Origin of the sequence: Bacteroides sp. AF29-11 (assembly GCF_003602895.1) — a bacterium.
GTDB lineage: Bacteria > Bacteroidota > Bacteroidia > Bacteroidales > Bacteroidaceae > Bacteroides > Bacteroides uniformis.
This window is the reverse complement of sequence record NZ_QTLY01000002.1, coordinates 101851-124651: the sequence shown is the minus strand read 5'-3', so window position 1 is coordinate 124651 and position 22801 is coordinate 101851. Positions and strand designations below refer to the sequence as shown.

Annotated in this window: 13 protein-coding genes and 2 pseudogenes; 4 read left to right on the top strand and 11 right to left on the bottom strand. The window is 50.9% G+C overall.

From position 1 onward, the window contains the following. Window positions 1–526: 526 nt before the first annotated feature. A pseudogene (locus DWZ03_RS03225) lies at window positions 527–703 on the bottom strand (ABC transporter permease); the annotation flags it as partial. Window positions 704–723: 20 nt separating this feature from the next. Between DWZ03_RS03225 and DWZ03_RS03220 the strand changes: the two are divergent. Continuing rightward, a pseudogene (locus DWZ03_RS03220) lies at window positions 724–1007 on the top strand (helix-turn-helix domain-containing protein); the annotation flags it as partial. A gap of 2 nt (window positions 1008–1009) precedes the next feature. On the opposite strand, the gene DWZ03_RS03215 reads toward DWZ03_RS03220, so the two are convergent. The 5 genes from DWZ03_RS03215 to glmS all read right to left on the bottom strand — a co-directional run bounded on the left by DWZ03_RS03215 (window position 1010) and on the right by glmS (window position 10009). Then, window positions 1010–1558, bottom strand: coding sequence for a methylated-DNA--[protein]-cysteine S-methyltransferase (locus tag DWZ03_RS03215; RefSeq protein WP_120128791.1), 549 nt, complete (start codon window positions 1556–1558; stop codon window positions 1010–1012). 37 nt (window positions 1559–1595) lie between these two features. Beyond that, entirely contained in the window at window positions 1596–4832 is a 3237-nt protein-coding gene (gene carB / locus DWZ03_RS03210) for a carbamoyl-phosphate synthase (glutamine-hydrolyzing) large subunit (RefSeq protein ID WP_120129098.1), read from the bottom strand. Window positions 4833–5049: 217 nt separating this feature from the next. After that, window positions 5050–6126 (bottom strand): glutamine-hydrolyzing carbamoyl-phosphate synthase small subunit, encoded by a 1077-nt coding sequence (gene carA, locus DWZ03_RS03205; RefSeq protein ID WP_117990779.1) that lies wholly within the window; start codon window positions 6124–6126, stop codon window positions 5050–5052. 8 nt (window positions 6127–6134) lie between these two features. Then, a complete protein-coding gene (locus DWZ03_RS03200; RefSeq protein ID WP_120027155.1) occupies window positions 6135–8018 on the bottom strand; it encodes an amidophosphoribosyltransferase in 1884 nt (627 codons plus the stop codon). A 146-nt stretch (window positions 8019–8164) separates the two neighbouring features. Further along, window positions 8165–10009 carry a glutamine--fructose-6-phosphate transaminase (isomerizing) gene (glmS, locus tag DWZ03_RS03195; RefSeq protein WP_120128789.1) on the bottom strand — a complete coding sequence of 615 codons (1845 nt, stop codon included), beginning with the start codon at window positions 10007–10009 and terminating at the stop codon, window positions 8165–8167. 365 nt (window positions 10010–10374) lie between these two features. Here glmS and gltB point away from each other — a divergent pair, with 365 nt between their 5' ends. The 3 genes from gltB (at window position 10375) to asnB (ending at window position 18140) form a co-directional block, all read left to right on the top strand. Beyond that, window positions 10375–14928 carry a glutamate synthase large subunit gene (gltB, locus tag DWZ03_RS03190; protein WP_394801232.1) on the top strand — a complete coding sequence of 1518 codons (4554 nt, stop codon included), beginning with the start codon at window positions 10375–10377 and terminating at the stop codon, window positions 14926–14928. Between the two features lie 84 nt (window positions 14929–15012). Beyond that, window positions 15013–16371, top strand: a complete 1359-nt coding sequence (locus DWZ03_RS03185) for a glutamate synthase subunit beta (protein WP_009038340.1) — start codon at window positions 15013–15015, stop codon at window positions 16369–16371. Between the two features lie 41 nt (window positions 16372–16412). After that, window positions 16413–18140, top strand: coding sequence for an asparagine synthase B (gene asnB, locus DWZ03_RS03180; RefSeq protein ID WP_120128785.1), 1728 nt, complete (start codon window positions 16413–16415; stop codon window positions 18138–18140). Window positions 18141–18208: 68 nt separating this feature from the next. On the opposite strand, the gene DWZ03_RS19915 is transcribed toward asnB, so the two are convergent. From DWZ03_RS19915 to DWZ03_RS03160, 5 genes are all read right to left on the bottom strand, one after another. Beyond that, window positions 18209–18301: a smalltalk protein gene (locus tag DWZ03_RS19915; RefSeq protein WP_005837261.1), complete on the bottom strand. Its 93-nt coding sequence runs from the start codon at window positions 18299–18301 to the stop codon at window positions 18209–18211. A gap of 40 nt (window positions 18302–18341) precedes the next feature. Next, on the bottom strand, window positions 18342–18845 hold the full coding sequence (locus tag DWZ03_RS03175) for an HU family DNA-binding protein (protein ID WP_005827604.1): 504 nt from the start codon (window positions 18843–18845) through the stop codon (window positions 18342–18344). A 209-nt stretch (window positions 18846–19054) separates the two neighbouring features. Further along, window positions 19055–20398 carry a nucleotide sugar dehydrogenase gene (locus DWZ03_RS03170; RefSeq protein WP_117867038.1) on the bottom strand — a complete coding sequence of 448 codons (1344 nt, stop codon included), beginning with the start codon at window positions 20396–20398 and terminating at the stop codon, window positions 19055–19057. A gap of 37 nt (window positions 20399–20435) precedes the next feature. Next, a complete protein-coding gene (locus DWZ03_RS03165; protein ID WP_133303137.1) occupies window positions 20436–21482 on the bottom strand; it encodes an NAD-dependent epimerase/dehydratase family protein in 1047 nt (348 codons plus the stop codon). 34 nt (window positions 21483–21516) lie between these two features. Beyond that, on the bottom strand, window positions 21517–22773 hold the full coding sequence (locus tag DWZ03_RS03160) for a DegT/DnrJ/EryC1/StrS family aminotransferase (RefSeq protein WP_120128782.1): 1257 nt from the start codon (window positions 22771–22773) through the stop codon (window positions 21517–21519). Window positions 22774–22801 lie beyond the last annotated feature (28 nt).

Here is a 22801-nt window from a genome sequence, read left to right as displayed (position 1 = left end):
GATAAGATACTATAAACGAATGAGTTATATGCACACAGGTGTTTTTTAAACGTTCGTTTAATGTTCGCAAAGATAAGGTGTATTTTTGAATCTCGCAAAATGTTTAATAAAAATATTCTATAAATTTCTTTTTAGTGAGTATAATACTTTGTCAGTAAGCCTATTGCATTGTATTTCTCTAACTTCTTCCTTTTACTAATTTTTAAGTAATCTTCCCTCTTTAATTTTCTTAAATATTGACGTTCAAAAAACGAACGTTTAAAAAACACCTTTCTTCTCACATCCATACCACTATTAATCAATCAATTACTAAGCACAACAGATATTTTTCATCATTAGATACATATCACTACTTGTACTCTTTTTCCGCACAAAAAACAGCTTTTATTATCCATAATAAAAGGGCTACACCTTTTCCTCCTCATGGTGTAGCCTTAAACACAAAAGGGTGTAGCTATCCAAGGCAAATGGTGTAGCCCTTTTTCAAGAAAAAGAGCCCAATGGGATGCTAATATAGGACAATCAGTTAACTGCTTTTCCTATAACTTTTTACCGCCCACAGATTGAAGACCAATGCAAAGACCAACAAGGCTCCCAACTGCGGCAGCAGTTCGGCAAATCCGCCGCCACGGAGATAGATGGTACGCATTACCTCTACAAAATAGCGCAGCGGATTGATACGCGTAATCCATTGCGCCCATTGAAGGATTGTACGCATCATGCTCGGAAGTCAGTCCCGACTACGAATTCCAAGTCATCATGCCCACTGCCAATTTTCTGCCCGTGCTACAGAATTCCATTCTTTCGGAAGCTTATACACGAAACGGAATCCGCCTTTCATGCAACAACGAGGAATGGGCACACATCAGCCACTTTTGCTGAAACACCGTAATCTACTGGTGTTTCAAATATCAGACGAACTGAACTTTCCCAATCCGTCGTTCTTCTCGAAGTTCTTCAAACGTATGACGGGGATGACACCGGCGGAATACCAGAAACAAACCTGACCTCAAAACAGCTGTCCTATACGGGAGCCTGACGGTCCGTCGCAAGAGTCCGCTTCCAATGCCAGCATCCCTTGTTTGGCTGCCAGTCCACCGGCATAGCCTATCAGCGTATGGTTACTGCCCACCACACGATGGCAGGGGATGAGTATGGAGAGGGCATTTGCCCCATTGGCAGCCGCCACCGCACGTATGGCTTTCGGATTGCCCAGCTTTCGTGAAAGCTCGCCGTAGGACACTGTTTTTCCGTAAGGGATGTTCTGCAACTCCTGCCACACCGTCCGCTGGAATTCTGTTCCGACTGCAAGCAGTGGAACATCGAATATGGTCCGCTTACAGGCAAAATACTCATCCAACTGAATGATTGCCCTTGCAATCACTTCCGAAGTGCCTTCCTCATAATCGGCATGCAGCGCCTGCCGTATGCGCTTATCAACGGTTACTCTACGTTTCTCGTTCAGCATCCAGTCGCATAGGCAGAGTTTATCGCCGAAAGAGCCGAGGAGCAACTCGCCATAAGGAGATTGATAGTATTGGGTCAAAATTGTTTCCATCGAACTTAGTTTTCAGCAAAGATAGCAAATTAAACTATCATTTGTACTCCGCCCACGACTTGATAGCCAAATCATCCGGTGTCATCGTGCAGAATGCATTGATGAACGCACTTGCCAGACGGGCATTCGTTATCAACGGAATATTGAGGTCGATGGCGGCACGGCGTATCTTGTAGCCGTTATCCAACTCGCCTGCGGTGAGGTTCTTCGGAATATTGACCACCATGTCTATCTCCTTGCGGTGCAGCATGTCGAGTGCCTGTGGCTGGCGTTCGGGTTCGCTGGGCCAGTAGACGCGCGTATTCTCCACACCGTTCTCCGTAAGGAAGTTGCTGGAACCACCCGTGGCAAATATCTTATACCCCTTCTTCTGAAGCATACGCGCGGCAGAAAGCATGTCCACTTTCTGCTTCGGAGTACCGGTAGAAAGCAGGATATTTTTCTCTGGAATACGATATCCCACGGAGAGCATCGCCTTGAGAATGGCGCAGGAAGTATCGCTGCCGATGCAACCCACCTCGCCCGTACTTGCCATATCCACCCCCAGTACCGGGTCGGCCTTCTGCAGACGGTTGAAGGAGAACTGGCTCGCCTTGATGCCTACATAATCCAAATCGAACAGATTCTTGTCCGGCTTCTGTACCGGAATGCCGAGCATCACCTTCGTGGCAAGTTCAATAAGGTTTATCTTCAGCACCTTGCTGACAAACGGGAACGAACGGCTGGCACGGAGGTTGCACTCAATCACCTTGATGTCGTTCTCGCGTGCCAGATACTGGATATTGAACGGACCGGAGATGTTCAGCTCACGGGCAATCTCGCGGCTGATGCGCTTGATGCGGCGCACCGTCTCCACATACAACTTTTGTGGCGGGAACTGGATAGTGGCGTCACCGGAATGCACTCCGGCAAACTCGATATGCTCACTGATGGCGTACGCGATAATCTCTCCATCTTGCGCCACAGCATCCATCTCCACCTCCTTGGCATGCTCAATGAACTGGCTCACCACTACGGGATGTTTCTTGCTGACATTCGCCGCCAGCTTCAGGAAGCGTTCCAGCTCCTCCCGGTTGGAACAGACGTTCATCGCAGCGCCGGACAATACGTAGGAAGGACGGACCAATACCGGGAAGCCCACCTTATACACAAAGGCGTTGATGTCCTCCAGGGAGGTCAGCGCCCGCCATTCGGGTTGGTCTACACCAATGCGGTCGAGCATGGCGGAGAACTTGTCACGGTCCTCGGCATTGTCGATGCTCCTGGCGCTTGTGCCGAGAATAGGTACCTTCTGCGCATCGAGGCGCAGGGCAAGGTTATTCGGTATCTGACCACCGGTAGAGACAATCACCCCGTGGGGATTCTCCAGTTCGAGAATATCCATCACACGCTCGAAGGTGAGCTCGTCGAAGTAAAGACGGTCGCACATGTCATAGTCCGTAGACACGGTTTCGGGGTTGTAGTTTATCATGACACTGCGGTAGCCTTCCTGGCGGATGGTGTTCAGGGCCTGCACGCCGCACCAGTCGAACTCTACGGAAGAACCGATGCGGTAGGCGCCGGAGCCCAATACGACGATGGACTTGTGGTCGCCGAGGTAACGGACATCATTTGCCGTGCCACTATACGTCAGGTAGAGATAGTTGGTCTGTGCGGGATATTCGGCGGCAAGGGTATCTATCTGCTTCACTACGGGCAGAATGCCTGCACTCTTGCGGAAATTGCGGACGGCAAGGATGGCTTCTTCGCCGTCCATTGCTTGTTCCAAGCCGAGGGCACGGGCTATCTGGAAATCAGAGAAGCCTTGTACTTTGGCTTTACGCAATAAGTCCACGGGAATCATTGGCAACTCTCCATCAGCCATAAAAGAGTGCAGTTCCCTGCTGGTATCCATGATGTTCATCAACTTCTCCAGGAACCAACGGTCTATCTTGGTCAATTCGTGCACCTGGTCCACCGTATACCCGGCACGGAAGGCTTTGGAGATGACAAAGATACGCTTGTCCGTCGGTTCGCGCAGAGCCTTGTCCAAATCGGCAATCACCAGTTCCTTGTTCTCTACGAAGCCGTGCATGCCCTGGCCTATCATGCGAAGCCCCTTCTGGATGGCTTCCTCGAAAGTACGGCCGATAGCCATCACCTCGCCTACCGACTTCATGCTCGAACCCAGCTCTTTGTCCACCCCGTGGAACTTGCCCAAATCCCAACGCGGTATCTTGCAGACCACATAGTCCAGGGCGGGTTCGAAGAAAGCGCTTGTGGTCTTTGTCACAGAGTTGTTCAAGTCGAACAAGCCATAGCCCAAGCCGAGTTTTGCCGCTACAAATGCCAACGGATAACCCGTTGCTTTAGAGGCAAGTGCAGACGAACGGCTCAAGCGTGCATTTACCTCGATTACCCGGTAGTCCTCGCTCATCGGGTCGTAGGCATACTGCACGTTACACTCTCCCACAATGCCGATGTGACGGATAATGCGGATAGCGAGTTCACGCAATTTATGATAGTCCGTATTGCTCAACGTCTGTGACGGGGCAATAACGATGGACTCACCTGTATGGATGCCCAGGGGGTCGAAGTTCTCCATGTTGCAGACCGTGATGCAGTTGTCGAAGCGGTCGCGCACCACCTCGTATTCCACTTCCTTCCATCCCTTCAGCGATTTCTCCACCAGCACCTGCGGGGAGAAGGAGAAGGCTTTCTCCACCAGCACATTCAGCTCTTCTTCATTGTCGCAGAAGCCCGAACCCAGTCCGCCAAGCGCGTATGCGGCACGGACAATGACCGGATATCCCAGTTCCCGGGCTGCGCGACGGGCATCGGCGGCATTCTCCACGGCTTCGCTCTTGATGGTCTTCACATCAATCTCATTCAGTTTCTGCACAAAGATTTCACGGTCCTCCGTGTCAATGATGGCCTGCACGGGAGTGCCGAGAACCGTCACGCCGTACTTCTCGAAAATCTTGTCTTTATAGAGGGAAACACCGCAGTTCAGTGCCGTCTGCCCACCAAAAGCAAGCATGATGCCGTCCGGGCGCTCCTTCTCTATCACCTTCTCCACGAAGTAAGGAGTGACGGGCAGGAAGTAAATCTGGTCGGCAACTCCTTCCGAGGTCTGTACCGTGGCAATGTTCGGATTGATGAGAACCGTGTAGATGCCTTCCTCCTTCAATGCCTTGAGCGCCTGCGAACCGGAGTAGTCAAATTCTCCTGCCTCACCGATTTTCAGTGCACCGGAACCGAGCAGCAGGACTTTCTTTATATTGTTTTCTTTCATTTGCATATCTGTTTATTAAAAATGTAATAGTAGTAATAAAACCTTATCTTTCTCTTACCTTACACAATCAGTCACTAATTGAATGGCATTCAGTATAGGACTGAAAGGTATTCACTCTGGGACTGAATGACATTCAGTATGGGACTCATTATACCGTCTTTTACATACTGATTATCAAGAGATTACGAACGCAACCATTCTTGATAAAATTCTCTTACTAAAGCAACTTCACAAAGTCATCAAAAAGAAACTCCGTATCCGTCGGCCCGCTGGCAGCTTCGGGATGAAACTGTGCGGAGAACCAGGGATTGCATTTGTGGCGGATTCCTTCATTAGAACCATCGTTCATATTGATGAAAAGCGGTTCCCAGTCTTCTGTCAGCGTGTTGTTGTCTACGGCATACCCATGATTCTGTGAGGTGATGAAGCAACGTTCCGTACCCACCATACGCACCGGTTGGTTATGGCTGCGGTGGCCGTATTTCAATTTGTATATCTTGGCGCCCCCAGCTTTGGAAAGCAACTGGTTTCCCATACAGATGCCGAAGATGGGCAGTTTATCGTTCTGCATTGCCTTGCGGATATGCTGCACGGCAGCATCGCAGGTATCGGGGTCGCCAGGGCCGTTGGAGATGAACAATCCGTCGAACTCCATCCCAGTATAATCATAGTCCCAGGGAACGCGAATCACTTCCACGTCACGTTTCAGCAGGCAGCGGATGATGTTATGCTTGACGCCGCAATCCACAAGGAGCACTTTCTTCTTACCGGTTCCTTCGTTGTAACGGATAACCTCCTTGCAGCTAACTTTATCCACATAATTCACATCGGCATAAGAGGCCTCAGGCATTTCATCCGATTCATCATCAAAGGCGATACGTCCCATCATCACCCCATGCTCGCGAAGCACCTTCGTCAGTTCGCGGGTATCGATGCCCGTGATGCCCGGAATCTGTTCGCGTTTCAGCCAGTCACCGAGGCTTTCCACCGCATTCCAATGGCTATAATTTTCGCTATAATCGCTTACAATAATGGCTTCGGCATGGATATGCTCGCTCTCCATAAAAGTGGCAAGCCCATTCGGTTCGAGAGTAAAAGGCGGCACACCGTAATTGCCCACCAACGGATAGGTGAGCGTCATCAGCTGTCCGGCATACGAAGGGTCGGTCAGGCTTTCGGGATAACCCGTCATGGCTGTGTTGAAGACCACCTCTCCCGCTACCGGTTTTTCAAAACCGAACGACTTGCCGTGGAAGCGGCTCCCGTCGTCGAGGATTAGAGTTACATTTCTCATTGATTCAATTAAAATTGATAAACTTGTTCTATATAATCAATAAATGCCTTGTTCAGCAGCTTCACACCGCCCGGCGTAGGATAATCGCCGCTGAAGTACCAGTCACCCGGATGCTTGGGGCAGGCCTCATGCAGCCCCTCGAGAGGCTGGTAGACAATCTGCACTTTGGCTTTCGTCCCTTTCGGAGTAAGAAGCTCCACCATCTTGGCAGAGATTTCCTCATCAGTGAAAGGAGCATAAATCTCCTTCACGTAATTCACCATCTGTTCTTTGGGCAGGCCTACCTGCTCTTTGGACTTGCGGTAGGCGGCGGCAATCACATCGCGCATCTCACGCTCCTTCAGCAGTTCCACAGCAGCCTTGAAGGCGATGAATTCGCTCATCTTAGCCATATCGATGCCGTAGTAGTCGGGATAGCGTACCTGCGGTGAAGAGCTTACAATGACTATCTTCTTTGGCTCCAGACGGTCAAGGATGCCGATGATGCTCTGCTTCAGGGTGGTTCCACGCACTATCGAGTCGTCGATGATGACCAGATTATCCACTCCCGGGACAAGGCTTCCGTAAGTGATGTCGTACACATGGGCGGCAAGGTCGTTCCGGCTGTTTCCTTCGGCTATGAAGGTACGCAGCTTGATGTCCTTGATTGCCACCTTCTCGCTCCGTATGCGCCGCGACAAGATATGCTCCAGTTCGTCGTGGCTGGGACTATGCCCCAAGGCGGCAATCTGCTGCACCTTCTCCTCGTTGAGGTAGTCGTCCAATCCCTGCAACATACCGTAGAAGGCGACTTCTGCCGTATTGGGGATGAAGGAGAAGACGGTATGGTCCACATCGTTGTCGATGGCTTTCAATATGTTGGGTACAAGTTTCTCACCCAGCAGTTTACGTTCCCGGTAAATGTCCACATCACTGCCCCGGCTGAAGTAGATGCGCTCGAAGGAACAAGGCTTCACCTCGCGCGGCTTGTTGATTTGCACGGTGCGCACCTTGCCGGCCTTGTTGATAAACATGGCTTGTCCGGGTTGCAGCTCCTTGATGGATTCGACAGGAACATTAAGGGCTGTCTGTATCACGGGACGTTCGCTGGCAAGCACCGCTATCTCGTCGTCCTGATACCAGAAGGCTGTACGGATGCCCCATGGGTCGCGTACGGCAAAAGTCTCTCCGCTTCCGGTAAGTCCGCACATCACGTATCCCCCGTCCCACTCCTTGCTCGAAGTGCGCAGCACGTTGGCAAGGTCGATGTGGTTTTCTATATAATGGGTGATGTCCATGCCTGCCAGCCCTTCCGATTCGGCAAGGTTGAAGAGGCGCTCCACTTCGCGGTCGAGGCGATGTCCCAACTGCTCCAGCATGATGTAGGTATCGGCATATTTGCGCGGATGCTGGCCGATGGCGGTAATGCGTGCGAAGATTTCATCCACATTCGTCATGTTGAAGTTGCCGCAGAGGGCAAGATTCTTGGCACGCCAGTTGTTTCTCCGGAGGAACGGGTGCACGTACGAGATGCCAGACTTGCCGGTAGTGGAGTAACGCAGGTGTCCCATATAGACCTCCCCTGCAAAGGGCAGCACACGCTTGGCATAGTCCGCATCGTGCAGCTGTTCCTTGGTCAAGTCCTTGAAGTGGCCCTGCACCGTACCGAAAATTTCGGTAATGGCGCCCGAGCCGAGAGCACGCTCACGGAACATATATTCCTCGCCGGGACTGGCTTCCAGTTTCACGCAGGCCAGTCCGGCACCTTCCTGCCCACGGTTGTGTTGTTTCTCCATCAGGAGATAGAGCTTGTTGAGTCCGTACATCCATGTTCCGTACTTCTCTTCATAGTACTCCAGCGGTTTCAGCAGGCGTATCATGGCGACGCCGCATTCATGCTTCAGTTGTTCCATCTATCTATTTACAATTTACCATTTACAATGTACAATTTTAAGTGTACAATTTTCTTTTCCTTATTATAGCATACAATTACCATTTACATTTACCCCTCCCAAGCGCAGCCCCATTGTACATTGTAAATGGTAAATTGTACATGTCCTCATTCTACAGTCACCGACTTCGCAAGATTCCTCGGCTGGTCCACATCCATTCCCTTGCACACGGCAATGTGATAGGCAAGTAATTGCAGAGGTACCGTAGTTATTAACGGATCAAGGCACTCCATTGTTTCGGGAAGCTCGATGCAAGTGTCGGCTATTTTACTGATGACCGTATCTCCCTTTGTCACAATGGCGATAACCCTGCCTTTACGCGCCTTTATTTCCTGGATATTGCTCAGCACCTTTTCATAAAGCCCATTCCGGGTGGCAATGACCACTACCGGCATTTCGGCATCCACCAGGGCAATGGGACCATGCTTCATTTCGGCGGCAGGATAGCCCTCGGCATGGATATACGAAATCTCCTTCAACTTCAAAGCACCTTCCAGGGCTACGGGATAACTGTATCCGCGTCCCAGATAGATAAAGTTGTGTGCATAGGTGAATATCTTGGAAAGTTCCGCTATGCGGCCGTTCAGTTTCAAGACCTCCTTCATCTTGTCGGGGATATGTCCCAATTCCTTGACAATTGCCAGGTATTGCCCTTCGTCCATCGTCTTTTTCTCTTTGGCAAGTGTCAGGGCCAGCATGGTAAGCACCGTTACCTGCCCGGTGAAGGCTTTGGTGGATGCCACCCCTATTTCCGGTCCCACGTGGATATAGGAACCCGTGTGCGTGGCACGGGGAATGCTGGAACCGACGGCATTGCAGATGCCGTATATAAATGCCCCACGGTTTCTGGCAAGCTCCACGGCAGCCAGCGTATCGGCCGTTTCACCGCTTTGCGAGATGGCAATCACCACATCGTTGCTGTCAATCACCGGGTCGCGGTAACGGAACTCACTGGCATACTCCACCTCCACCGGAATACGGCAGAAGCTTTCAATCAAATGCTTGCCGATGAGGGCGGCATGCCATGACGTACCGCATGCCACGATGACAAAGCGTTTGGCCGCCAGCAGACGTTCCTTATAATCAATCACTGCAGAAAGAACCACGTTCGTACCCTCCACATTGATACGCCCGCGCATGCAGTCGTGAATGCAGCCGGGCTGTTCGAAGATTTCCTTCAGCATGAAGTGCGGATAACCGCCCTTCTCCAGCTGGCCGAGATTGAGCGCTACCGTCTTTACCTCGTGCGGACATTCCACATTCTTCAGGTTAACAACCTTCAGCTTCTCTCCCCGACGGATGAGGGCAATCTCTTCGTCTTCCAGATACACCACCTTATCCGTGTATTCCACAATCGGCGTGGCATCCGAAGCCAGGAAAAACTCTCCTTCACCGATGCCCACCACCAGCGGACTGCTCTTGCGTGCAGCGATTATCCCATCCGGATTGTCCTTGTCGAGCACCGCAATGGCATACGCCCCAATCACTTCCTGCAAGGCAAGTTGCACCGCCGTCAGCAGGTCAATATGGTTTGTCACCTGAATGTATTCAATGAGCTGTACCAGCACCTCGGTATCAGTGCTGCTTTTAAATACATAACCTTTGGCTTGAAGTTTTTCTTTAAGGACGGCGTAGTTTTCAATAATGCCGTTATGGATGAGGGCGAGGCGTTCGGAAGAGGAATAATGGGGATGGGCATTGACGGAACAAGGTTCTCCATGAGTAGCCCAACGTGTATGTGCAATACCAATGTTACCGGAAATATCTTTTTGAGCAACGAAAGTTTCAAGTTCCGAAACCTTACCTTTCGCTTTGTACACGTTCAACTGTCGGTTATCACTGATTAATGCTACCCCTGCACTATCATATCCACGGTACTCCAACCGCTTCAGACCTTTGATAAGAATGGGGTAGGCTTTCCTTTGACCTATATAGCCTACTATTCCACACATAATGTATCAGTATTTGATTTTGCGCTGCAAATATACATATTCTTAAGAACATAAAGTTAATCTTTTCACTATTTATTTATCAAAAGAATAGAAAAAAGTTGTTTTTACATCAAAAAGTTAAAGAAAGTATTATTTTAAAAGCAAAAGGCTTAATTTATAAATCCAAATCAAACCGTCTGATTTTGATTTAGGATTAAAAGAAAACAGAGGGTGTTTTCTATCAATTCATAACTTCATCTTCTATCGCAGGAATTTTGCAAGAAAGAAGGCAGGAATACATATTAGCATTTTGCAATTAATACCATATATTTGCCGAACATTTTGAAACCACAAACAATATTATACAGCAATAAAGAAAGCTTATAATCATGAAACAAGAACTTTTTAACAACAAAACAAAAGCAGAGGATTACCAGCGACAGCCCAAACAGTTGGGCTTGTATGAGGCATCCCATGAGCACGATGCCTGCGGAGTAGGCATGCTGGTCAATATCCAGGGAGGAAAATCACATGAACTGGTAGAATCGGCATTGAAGGTACTGGAAAACATGCGCCACCGTGGAGCGGAAGGGGCGGACAACAAAACCGGAGACGGTGCCGGCATCATGCTGCAGATACCGCACGAATTCATTCTGTTGCAGGGCATTCCCGTTCCCGAGAAGGGAAAATACGGCACCGGCCTGCTTTTCCTTCCCAAAGACGGAAAAGACCAGGCTGTCATCTTGAGCGTCATTATCGAAGAGATTGAAAAGGAGGGATTGACCCTGATGCATCTGCGCAACGTGCCCACTTGCCCCGAAATATTGGGAGAAGCGGCTCTTGCCAACGAACCGGACATCAAGCAAATTTTCATCACCGGATTTACGGAAAGCGAAACCGCCGACCGCAAACTCTATATAATAAGGAAAAGGATAGAGAACAGAATACGCAAGTCGGACATCCCCACCCGCGAGGATTTCTACATCGTCTCGCTCTCTACGAAGAACATCGTCTACAAGGGCATGCTCTCTTCTTTGCAGTTGCGCAACTACTTCCCCGACCTCACCAACAGCTACTTCACCAGCGGGCTGGCATTGGTGCACTCCCGTTTCAGCACCAACACTTTCCCCACCTGGGGACTGGCACAGCCTTTCCGCCTGCTGGCACACAACGGCGAAATCAATACCATCCGCGGCAACCGCGGCTGGATGGAAGCCCGTGAGAGTGTACTCTCCTCTCCCGCCCTGGGAGACATCCGGGAGATACGCCCCATCGTGCAACCGGGCATGAGCGACAGTGCCTCACTGGACAATGTGCTCGAGTTTCTCATCATGTCGGGCCTGAGCCTGCCGCACGCCATGGCCATGCTCGTACCGGAATCCTTCAACGAAAAGAATCCCATCAGCGAAGATTTGAAAGCTTTCTATGAATACCACTCCATCCTGATGGAGCCGTGGGACGGACCGGCGGCACTGCTTTTCAGCGACGGGCGCTATGCAGGCGGCATGCTCGACAGGAACGGACTGCGCCCTGCACGCTACCTGATTACGCAGGGCGGCATGATGGTAGTGGCCAGCGAAGTCGGCGTGATGGATTTCGAGCCGGGAGACATCAAGGAAAAAGGACGCCTGCAACCGGGCAAGATACTGCTTATAGACACCGAGAAAGGCGAAATATATTATGACGGCGAACTGAAGAAACAACTTGCCGAAGCCAAACCATACCGCACTTGGCTGGCCGGCAACCGCATCGAGCTGGACGAACTGAAAAGCGGTCGCAAAGTCTCCCATAGCGTGGAGAACTACGACAGCATGCTGCGCATCTTCGGCTACTCCAAAGAAGACGTGGAACGGCTGATTGTCCCGATGTGTACCACCGGTGCCGAACCCATCAACTCCATGGGCAATGACACCCCGCTGGCAGTACTCTCGGACAAGCCGCAACTACTGTACAACTATTTCCGCCAGCAGTTTGCCCAAGTCACCAACCCTCCTATCGACCCGATACGCGAAGAACTGGTAATGTCGCTGACCGAATACATCGGAGCCGTAGGCATGAACATACTGACACCCAGCGAAAACCATTGCAAGATGGTGAGGTTGAACCATCCCATCCTGAACAACGCCCAGCTGGATATTCTCTGCAACATCCGGTACAAAGGCTTCAAGACCGTGAAACTGCCCCTGCTCTTCGAAGTGACAAAAGGGTGCCAGGGATTGCAGGAAGCATTGGCAACCCTCTGCAAGCAGGCAGAAGAATCCGTCAACGAAGGAGTGAACTACATCGTGCTTTCCGACCGCGACGTAGACGCCGCCCATGCCGCCATTCCGTCACTGCTTGCCGTGTCGGCGGTACACCACCATCTTATCTCCGTGGGCAAACGGGTGCAGACGGCACTGATTGTAGAAAGCGGCGAAATCCGCGAAGTGATGCACGCCGCACTGCTGCTGGGCTTCGGAGCCAGCGCACTGAATCCGTATATGGCTTTTGCCGTCATCGACAAACTGGTGAACGAAAAGGAAATACAGCTCGACTACGCCACTGCCGAAAAGAAATATATCAAGTCCGTCTGCAAAGGCTTGTTCAAGATTATGAGCAAGATGGGCATCAGCACCATCCGTTCTTACCGGGGCGCGAAAATTTTCGAGGCCGTAGGACTGAGCGAGGAGTTGAGCAATGCCTACTTTGGCGGACTGAGTTCACGCATCGGAGGCATACGCCTGGATGAAGTGGCACGCGACGCCATCGCCTTCCACAAGGAAGGGATGGAGGTTCTTAAAAAGAAGGGGGAAGCGGAGCTATTGCCGAACCGCGGACTGTATGCCTTCCGCAAGGATGGTGAGAAGCACGCCTGGAACCCGGAAACCATCAGCACACTGCAACTTGCCACACGCCTGGGAAGCTATAAGAAATTCAAGGAGTTCACTGCCATGGTAGACAGCAAGGAATCTCCCATCTTCCTGCGCGATTTCCTCGACTTCCGCCGCGCTCCTATCAGCATAGACCGGGTGGAACCGGTAGAGAACATCGTACAGCGCTTTGTCACCGGCGCCATGTCCTACGGCTCCATCAGCCGCGAAGCCCACGAAGCCATGGCTATTGCCATGAACAAGCTGCATGGCCGGAGCAATACGGGCGAAGGAGGCGAAGACCGGGCACGCTTCATGCCGCGCGAAGACGGCACCAGTCTGCGCAGCGCCATCAAGCAGGTGGCCTCAGGACGTTTCGGTGTCACCGCAGAATATCTGGTGAATGCGGACGAAATACAGATAAAGATTGCCCAAGGCGCCAAGCCGGGCGAAGGTGGGCAGCTGCCGGGCTTCAAAGTGGATGAAGTGATTGCCAAGACACGCCACTCCATTCCGGGCATCTCGCTGATTTCCCCCCCACCCCACCACGACATTTACTCCATCGAAGACCTGGCACAGCTCATCTTCGACCTAAAGAACGTGAACCCACGGGCAAAAATCAGCGTGAAGCTGGTGGCAGAAAGCGGTGTGGGCACCATTGCCGCCGGTGTGGCAAAGGCAAAGGCCGATTTGATAGTCATCTCGGGTGCAGAGGGCGGTACGGGAGCCTCTCCTGCATCATCCATCCGCTATGCCGGCATCTCGCCCGAACTCGGCTTGAGCGAAACGCAGCAGACACTGGTGCTGAACGGCCTGCGCGGACAAGTGATGCTGCAAGTGGACGGACAGCTCAAAACAGGCCGCGACATCATACTGATGGCAATGCTCGGAGCCGAAGAATTCGGTTTCGCCACCAGTGCCCTGATTGTACTGGGTTGCGTAATGATGCGCAAATGTCACCAGAACACCTGCCCCGTAGGGGTGGCGACACAGAACGGAGAACTGCGCAAACGCTTCCGCGGACGCAGCGAGTATCTGGTGAACTTCTTCACGTTCCTGGCGCAGGAAGTACGCGAATACCTGGCGGAAATCGGTGTGGAACGCCTGGATGACATCATTGGACGCACAGACCTTATCGTCCGCAAGCCGGATGACGGAATCAGGAAACATCAGTTGATAAGCTTCGACAAACTACTGGCACGCGTAGACAACGAAGCCGCCATCCACCACGTCACCGACCAACAGCATGGCATCGACCATGTGAAAGATGTAGAGATGCTACATGCCGCCGCCGAAGCCGTAGAGAACCAGAAGGAAATCTCGCTGGAGTACACCATCGCCAATACCGACCGTGCCTGCGGCGCCATGCTCTCTGGTGTCATTGCCGCAAAATACGGAGAAAAAGGGTTGCCCGAACATACGCTGAACGTGAAGTTCAAAGGCTCCGCCGGGCAGAGTTTCGGGGCATTCCTTGTCCCGGGTGTCAACTTCAAGCTGGAAGGCGAGGCCAACGATTATCTGGGCAAAGGTCTGAGTGGCGGACGCATCGCAGTCCTGCCCCCAGTACGGAGCAACTTCGAGGCGGAGAAAAACACGATTGCAGGCAACACCCTGCTTTATGGCGCCACAAGCGGTGAAGTTTACATCAACGGCCGTGCAGGCGAGCGCTTTGCCGTCCGCAACTCCGGTGCCACAGCCGTAGTGGAGGGTGTAGGCGACCACTGCTGCGAGTATATGACCGGCGGGCGCGTGGTAGTACTCGGACAGACGGGACGCAACTTTGCCGCAGGCATGTCCGGCGGTGTGGCCTACGTATGGAACCGGGACGGCAACTTCGACTATTTCTGCAACATGGAAATGGTAGAACTGAGTCTCATCGAAGAGGCCTCCTACCGCAAGGAACTGCACGAGCTCATCCGCCAGCACTACCTGTACACCGGTTCCAAACTGGCACGCACCATGCTCGATGACTGGCCACGCTATGCCGACCAGTTCATTCAGGTAGTCCCTATCGAATACAAAAAAGTGCTGCAAGAGGAGCAGATGCAGAAATTGCAACAGAAGATTGCAGAAATGCAACGCGATTATTGAATCGCGAATTAATAATGAAATAATGAAAGACTGAGGAAATTCCCCTTTCATTCTTTAATTCTTTAACTTTTTAATTTGTTCATCATGGGAGATCCAAAAGCATTCCTCAATATCCCCCGCCAAGAGGCGGGTTACCGTCCGATACACGAACGTATCACAGACTTCAGCCAAGTGGAACAGACACTGAACAGCCACGACCGCAAGCTCCAGGCCTCGCGCTGTATGGACTGCGGTGTACCCTTCTGCCACTGGGCATGTCCGCTGGGCAATAAAGACCCGGAATTCCAAGACGCGCTCTACCGGGGCAAATGGCGCGAAGCCTATCAAATACTGAACAGTACGAATGATTTTCCGGAATTTACGGGACGCATCTGCCCTGCCCTTTGCGAGAAGTCGTGCGTACTGAAACTCTCGTGCAACGAACCGGTCACTATCCGCGAGAATGAAGCCGCCATTGCCGAGGCTGCTTTTCGCGAGGGCTACATCACCCCCCTCCAGCCCGAACGCAACGGAAAGAAAGTAGCCGTCATCGGCGCCGGCCCTGCCGGATTGAGCGTTGCCGTACGGCTGAACGCCAAAGGTTACGAAGTTACCCTATTCGACAGCAAACCGATGCCGGGAGGACTGCTGCGCTATGGCATCCCCAACTTCAAGCTGGACAAAGCCGTCATCGACCGCCGCATGAAAATCCTCGAGGCCGAAGGTATCTTGTTCAAGATGGGAGTCCATGTCGATGTGCAGAAACTGCCCGTCGGATTCGATGCCTACGCCATTTGTACCGGTACGCCCACCGCCCGCGACCTCTCCATTCCGGGCAGGGAGCTGAAAGGCATCTACTTTGCCCTCGACATGCTGGCACAGCAGAACCATATTCTGGATGGAGATACCTTCCCGAAAGACCAGCTCGTCAACGCCCGCGGCAAACGGGTACTCGTCATCGGCGGCGGCGATACCGGGTCTGACTGTATAGGCACCAGCATTCGCCAGGGAGCCGTCAGCGTAACCCAGATTGAAATTATGCCCCAACCGCCCATAGGACACAACCCGGATACTCCCTGGCCGCAATGGCCCGTCGTACTGAAAACCACCAGCAGCCACGAAGAAGGCTGTACCCGTCGATGGTCCCTCGCCTCTACCCGGTTCATCGGGAAGAATGGCAAGGTATGCGGTGTGGAAGTGGAAGAAGTGGAGTGGCTTCCGGCAACAGACGGTAACCGCCCTACCATGAAATCTACGGGTAAGAAAGAGGTCATCGAAGCCGATATGGTGCTTCTTGCCATGGGTTTCCTCAAGCCCGAGCAACCGAAGTTTGCAGAGAACGTATTCGTGGCAGGCGATGCCGCCCACGGCGCCAGCCTCGTAGTACGTGCCTTGGCCGACGGACGACGAGTGGCAACAGAGATAGACCGTTACCTCGAACCTCTAAAAGAAAACAAGAAATGATTTCCCTTTCTTTAATTTTTAACCTTTAATTTTTAATTCTCATGTGTGGAATAGCAGGAATCTTCAACATACAGTCGCAAACTCCTGAATTGAGAAACAAAGCGCTACGGATGGCGCAGAAAATCCGTCATCGCGGACCGGACTGGAGTGGTATCTACGTAGGCGGCTCCGCCATCCTCGCCCACGAACGCCTCTCCATTGTCGACCCGGAATCCGGTGGACAACCCTTGTATTCACCCGACCGCAAACAGGTGCTTGCCGTCAATGGCGAGATTTACAACCATCGCGACATCCGTGCCCGCTATGCCGGAAAATACGCCTTCCAGACCGGTTCCGACTGCGAAGTCATCCTTGCCCTTTACAAAGACAAAGGCGTCCGCTTCCTCGAAGAGCTGAACGGCATCTTCGCCTTCGCCCTCTATGATGAAGAAACGGACGATTACCTCATCGCCCGCGACCCCATCGGCGTAATCCCCCTTTATATAGGACGCGACAAGGATGGACACATCTACTTCGGCAGTGAGCTGAAAGCCCTTGAGGGTTTCTGCGACGAGTATGAGCCTTTCCTTCCCGGCCACTACTACCGTGGCCGCGAGGGCAAGATGCACCGCTGGTACACCCGCGACTGGATGGACTATGCCGCTGTGAAGGACAACTACACTCCTGCCGCCGAACGCAACGCTGCGCCGGCTTCGATAGGCCGAACAGCCTACGGCACACAAGTCACTGCCGTGCACGATGCCCTCGAAGCCGCCGTACAGCGCCAGTTGATGTCCGACGTCCCCTACGGTGTCCTGCTCAGTGGCGGACTCGATTCTTCCGTCATCTCTGCCATCGCCAAGAAATATGCCGCCAAACGCATCGAGACAGACAACAAGGCAGATGCCTGGTGGCCGCAGCTCCATTCCTTCGCCGTCGGCTTGAAGGGTGCTCCCGACTTGATTAAAGCCCGCGAAGTGGCCCGTCATATCGGTACCGTGCATCACGAGATAAACTATACCGTTCAGGAAGGCCTCGATGCTGTCCGCGACGTCATCTATTTCATTGAGACTTACGACATAACCACTGTCCGCGCCTCCACCCCCATGTATCTGCTGGCACGTGTCATCAAAAGCATGGGCATCAAGATGGTACTCAGCGGCGAAGGTGCGGACGAGGTGTTCGGCGGTTACCTTTACTTCCACAAGGCGCCCACCCCGCAAGCCTTTCACGAAGAAACCGTGCGCAAGCTCTCCAAACTGCATCTGTACGACTGCCTCCGTGCCAACAAAAGCCTTGCAGCCTGGGGAGTGGAAGGACGTGTCCCCTTCCTCGACAAAGAATTCCTGGATATTGCCATGCGCATCAATCCGGCAGTCAAGATGTGCCCCGGCAAGGAGATAGAAAAGAAAGTAGTCCGCGAAGCCTTTGCCGACATGCTCCCTCAGAACGTTGCCTGGCGGCAGAAAGAACAGTTCTCCGACGGTGTGGGCTACAGTTGGATTGATACGCTGAAAGCCGTCACTGCCGCTGCCGTCAGCGACGAACAGATGGCACGTGCAGCCGAACGTTTCCCGATACACACCCCACAAAACAAGGAAGAGTATTATTACCGTACCATCTTCGAAGAGCATTTCCCCAGTGAAAGCGCGGTCCGGAGTGTTCCCAGCGTACCCAGTGTGGCATGCTCCACCGCCGAAGCGCTGGCATGGGACGTCTCTTTCCAAGGAAAGAACGACCCCAGCGGACGGGCTGTAGCGGGGGTACACGAAGAAGCATACAAGGATTAAAAAAAGAGCTGCCGACAGATTTCCTGCCAGCAGCTCTTCTCATTTTTTATTTATCAAATCCTATCGGACTAAAACATCATTGTCTGTCCACCAATCACACCTGCCACAGCACTCGCTACGGCAATAATAAGTTTCAAAATCACATTCCACGTTTTCTTCATAAAGATTATCCATTATCTGATTAATAATTCATAGCTACTATTATCCCAGTGGATTCTCACCTTGGTCTCCATCCGAATCCGAGCCTCCTCCTTCCGAACCGGAGCCGCCATCTGTAGAAGTCTTCCCCTTAAGATAATCATCCAAACTCACCAAATCCAGCCTTTCTCCAGCACGGGTAGCAGCCTTCGATATCTTCAGTTCCCTATTCGCCTGAAAACAGATACGGACGCTCTCCACACTCTTGGCTGTCACGTCATCAGCCTTTTCCTCACCTTTCGATTTGGCTGCCAGTATAAAGACACCCAGCCCGGCTATATTAACCGTCTTTCCTTCCAGCAACTGCTCTTTCAGCTTTTCCACAAAGTTCTGCATCGTACTCTTGATGTCACCGATAGACAGAGAAGAGCGGTCCTGCATCTTCTGTGCAATAAACGCCAAATCCACGCTTTGCCCCAATGTCACCAACTGCGGATAATACTTCTTGGGAGAGTTTTCAACCCTGGGGTCCGACGGTCTCTCCACCGTCCTGAAAATTACACTCATACTTTTTTCTTTAGAGATTTAAATTCGTTTTCCTATTCACACGTTTCGTTGATCAACGGTGCAAAGGTGAGGATTAAAAACTATGTAGCCAAAGAAAAAAGGTGCTTGGGAGTAGTTTTTCTGAGAAAAGTGATAAAGTGTTAATTATAAGATAATTGATGCTGAACAAAGAATCTCTTCATGAAACAGATATAAATAAGATACCTTATTTAATCACGTTTAAAAATATCCCTCGTATAGACTTTGTCAGCCACATCATCCAAACATGCGTCATAGCGGTTGGCAATAATGGCCTGCGAGATACGTTTAAACTCCTCCAAGTCATTCACAATAAGCGAACCGAAGAAAGTACTGCCATCTTCCAATGTAGGTTCATAAATCACCAGCTTGGCACCTTTAGCCTTGATACGTTTCATCACCCCTTGAATGGAACTCTGGCGAAAATTATCCGAGTTTGACTTCATGGTCAACCGGAATACACCAATGGTCACCTCCTTTTCTTTCTCCGCATCATATACACTGTTACTTCCGTATGCACCGGCAATGTGCAGCACCCTATCGGCTATAAAGTCCTTACGCGTACGGTTACTCTCCACAATTGCCGATATCATATTCTGAGGCACATCGTTATAGTTGGCAAGCAACTGTTTGGTATCCTTGGGAAGACAATACCCACCATAACCGAAAGAGGGATTATTATAATGTGTACCGATACGGGGATCCAGACCTACACCATTGATTATGGCTTGCGCATCCAACCCCTTCATCTCGGCATATGTATCCAGTTCATTAAAATACGACACACGCAGTGCCAGATAAGTGTTGGCAAAGAGCTTCACTGCCTCTGCCTCTTTCATGCCCATGAAGAGCGTGTCGATGTTCTCTTTCAATGCACCCTCATGCAGCAGCCGGGCAAATATACGTGCAAGTTCTTCTGCTTCAGGATTTCCGATGGCACGAACTGCCGCATTCTCTTCCGCTGACACCCGGCCTTCCAAATCAATCATCTTCGGATAACCAACGATAATACGCGAAGGATACAAGTTATCATAAAGTGCTTTGCTCTCCCTTAGAAATTCCGGAGAGAAAAGCAGGTTAAATTTCTTTCCTTTCAATTCCGGCTTATACTGGAACATTGGGGCATACTTCACGTAAAGCGAACGGCAATACCCTACGGGAATGGTTGATTTAATCACCATCGCGGCATCCGGATTCACCTCAAGGACAAGGTCTATCACATCTTCTATATGGTGCGTATCGAAAAAATTTTTCTGAGGATCATAATTGGTAGGTGCCGCTATTACCACAAAGTCAGCCTCCTTGTAGGCAGACCTGCCATCCAGCGTAGCTGTCAGATTGAGTTCCTTTTCCGAAAGGTACTTCTCGATATATTCATCTTGAATAGGCGACTTCTTATTATTAATCAGTTCCACCTTTTCAGGTACCACATCCACAGCAATCACTTTATGATGTTGTGCCAGCAGTGTCGCAATAGACAGTCCTACATATCCGGTACCGGCTACAGCTATTCGCAAATTCGCAAAATCTTTCATGTCAATTCAATTGGGTTATCATAAAATCAATAATGGATTATTCCATATAAAAGTCCTTATACCATCCGGCAAACTTTCTGAGGCCTTCCCGAAGCGGAGTACTCGGTTTGAAACCGAAATCCCGTTCCAAAGCAGAGGTATCTGCATAAGTCACCGGCACATCACCCGGTTGCATCGGTGCTAATTCCTTATGCGCCTCGAAGTCATAGTCGGTAGGCAATACACCTGCCCTTATCAGTTCCTCCTGCAATATTCGGACAAAATCCAGAAGGTTTTCAGGATGATTATTGCCGATATTATAAACTTTATAAGGCGGTACAGGCAGACTGTCTTCACCCACCCTACGTTCAGGAGCTTTTGCCATCACACGCATCACGCCTTCTACGATGTCATCCACATACGTAAAGTCGCGCTTACAGCTTCCATAATTAAATATCTTAATCTTCTCACCTTTCAGCAACCTATCAGTAAAACCAAAGTAAGCCATATCCGGACGACCTGCGGGACCATACACCGTAAAGAAACGGAGACCTGTGGACGGAATGTCATAAAGTTTAGAGTAAGCATGTGCCATCAGTTCATTACTCTTCTTTGTAGCAGCATAGAGGCTCACGGGATTATCCACCTTGTCATCGGTAGAATAAGGCACCTTTTTGTTCGAACCATACACGCTCGATGAAGAAGCGTAGACCAGATGTTTTACCCCCTCCCTGCCCTCATCATACGAATGGCGACAAGCTTCCAATATATTATAAAAACCTATCAGATTGCTTTCAATATAGGCATCCGGATTGGTGATACTATAGCGCACACCCGCCTGTGCTGCCAGATTCACGACGATTTGCGGCTGATACTCATCAAACAGCTTATCGACAAGCGATTTATCGGCAATGTTTCCTTTGACAAAGACAAATCTGTTTCCAAACTTCGTCAATTGCTCCAACCGCCATTGCTTGATGTTCACATCATAATAGGTATTCAAATTGTCCAAACCCACTACAAGGGTATCGGGCTGCTCCTCCAGCAGGCGCATACAGAGATTGCTGCCGATAAAACCGGCAGCTCCAGTTACTAATACGTTCATGTTTATGATTGATGGATTAATGTGTTTCGCGCAATTACATTGAAAGAATCGCTTCCTTTATCTTTTCAACGATGTATTCCACATCCGCATCCGTCACCCACGGACCTGCCGGCAGACAGAAGCCGACCTTGAATATCTCCTCCTCCACTCCGTTTGTGTAAACCGGAGCATCCGCATACACAGGCTGCTTGTGCATGGGCTTCCACACCGGACGAGTTTCAATCCGGTTTGCTGCCATAAACACACGCAACGCCTCCACGTTGTCATTGGGCTGACAATCTGTCGTGGCACTCTCTACAGCCTTGATTACACCGGCAGCACCGCCTACGGCTGTTCTTATCACCTCCTTGTAGGCATTCTCCTGACCTTGCACCTTCACATCAGCATCCAACGTAGCCGTACAGAGCCAGAAATTAGAGTCATAACGCGAATCGGCAGGTTGCCGATGAATATGCACGCCTTTTACCTCTCTCAACAGTTCCTCATAAAGAGCCTGCACATGCTTGTGATGGTCGATATGTTCCTGTACCACCGTCATCTGTCCGCGACCGATACCTGCACAAATATTACTCATACGATAGTTGTAGCCAATGGCCGTATGCTGATAGTAAGGATAAGCATCACGCGCCTGCGTGGCATACCACATGACGGTATTCTTGTCCTCCACGCTCTGACAAACCAAGGCGCCACCACCCGAAGTCGTAATCATCTTGTTCCCGTTGAAACTCAACACACCGAACTTACCGAAAGTGCCCAATATCCGTCCGTCAAACTTAGAGCCAAAGCCCTCGGCAGCATCCTCCACTACCGGAATATCGTAACGGTCGGCAATTTCCATAATCCGTTTGCAATCGTAAGGCATACCGTAGAGAGCCACCGGAACAATCGCCTTTGGCTTCTTTCCTATCTTGGCGATACGGTCTTTTATCGCCTCCTCCAGCAGCACAGGGTCCATATTCCAAGTTTCCGGCTCAGAACCCACAAATACAGGCTCGGCACCCAGATAAGCGATAGGATGCGAGGAGGCACAGAAAGTAAAGCTCTGTACCAGCACTTCATCTCCCGGACCGACACCGCAGGCTATCAATGCCAAGTGCACCGCTGCCGTACCTGCGCTCAATGCAACCACTTCATGTGTGCCACCCGTAAACTGTTTCAAATCCTCCTCGAAGGCATTTACGTTAGGTCCCAAAGGCACAACCCAATTGGTATCAAATGCCTCCTTCACATATTTCTGTTCCAATCCGGCTTTGCTCATCTGAGCGAGGCAGAGATAAATTTGCTTGTCCATAAAATATATATGATTATTCTAAATGATT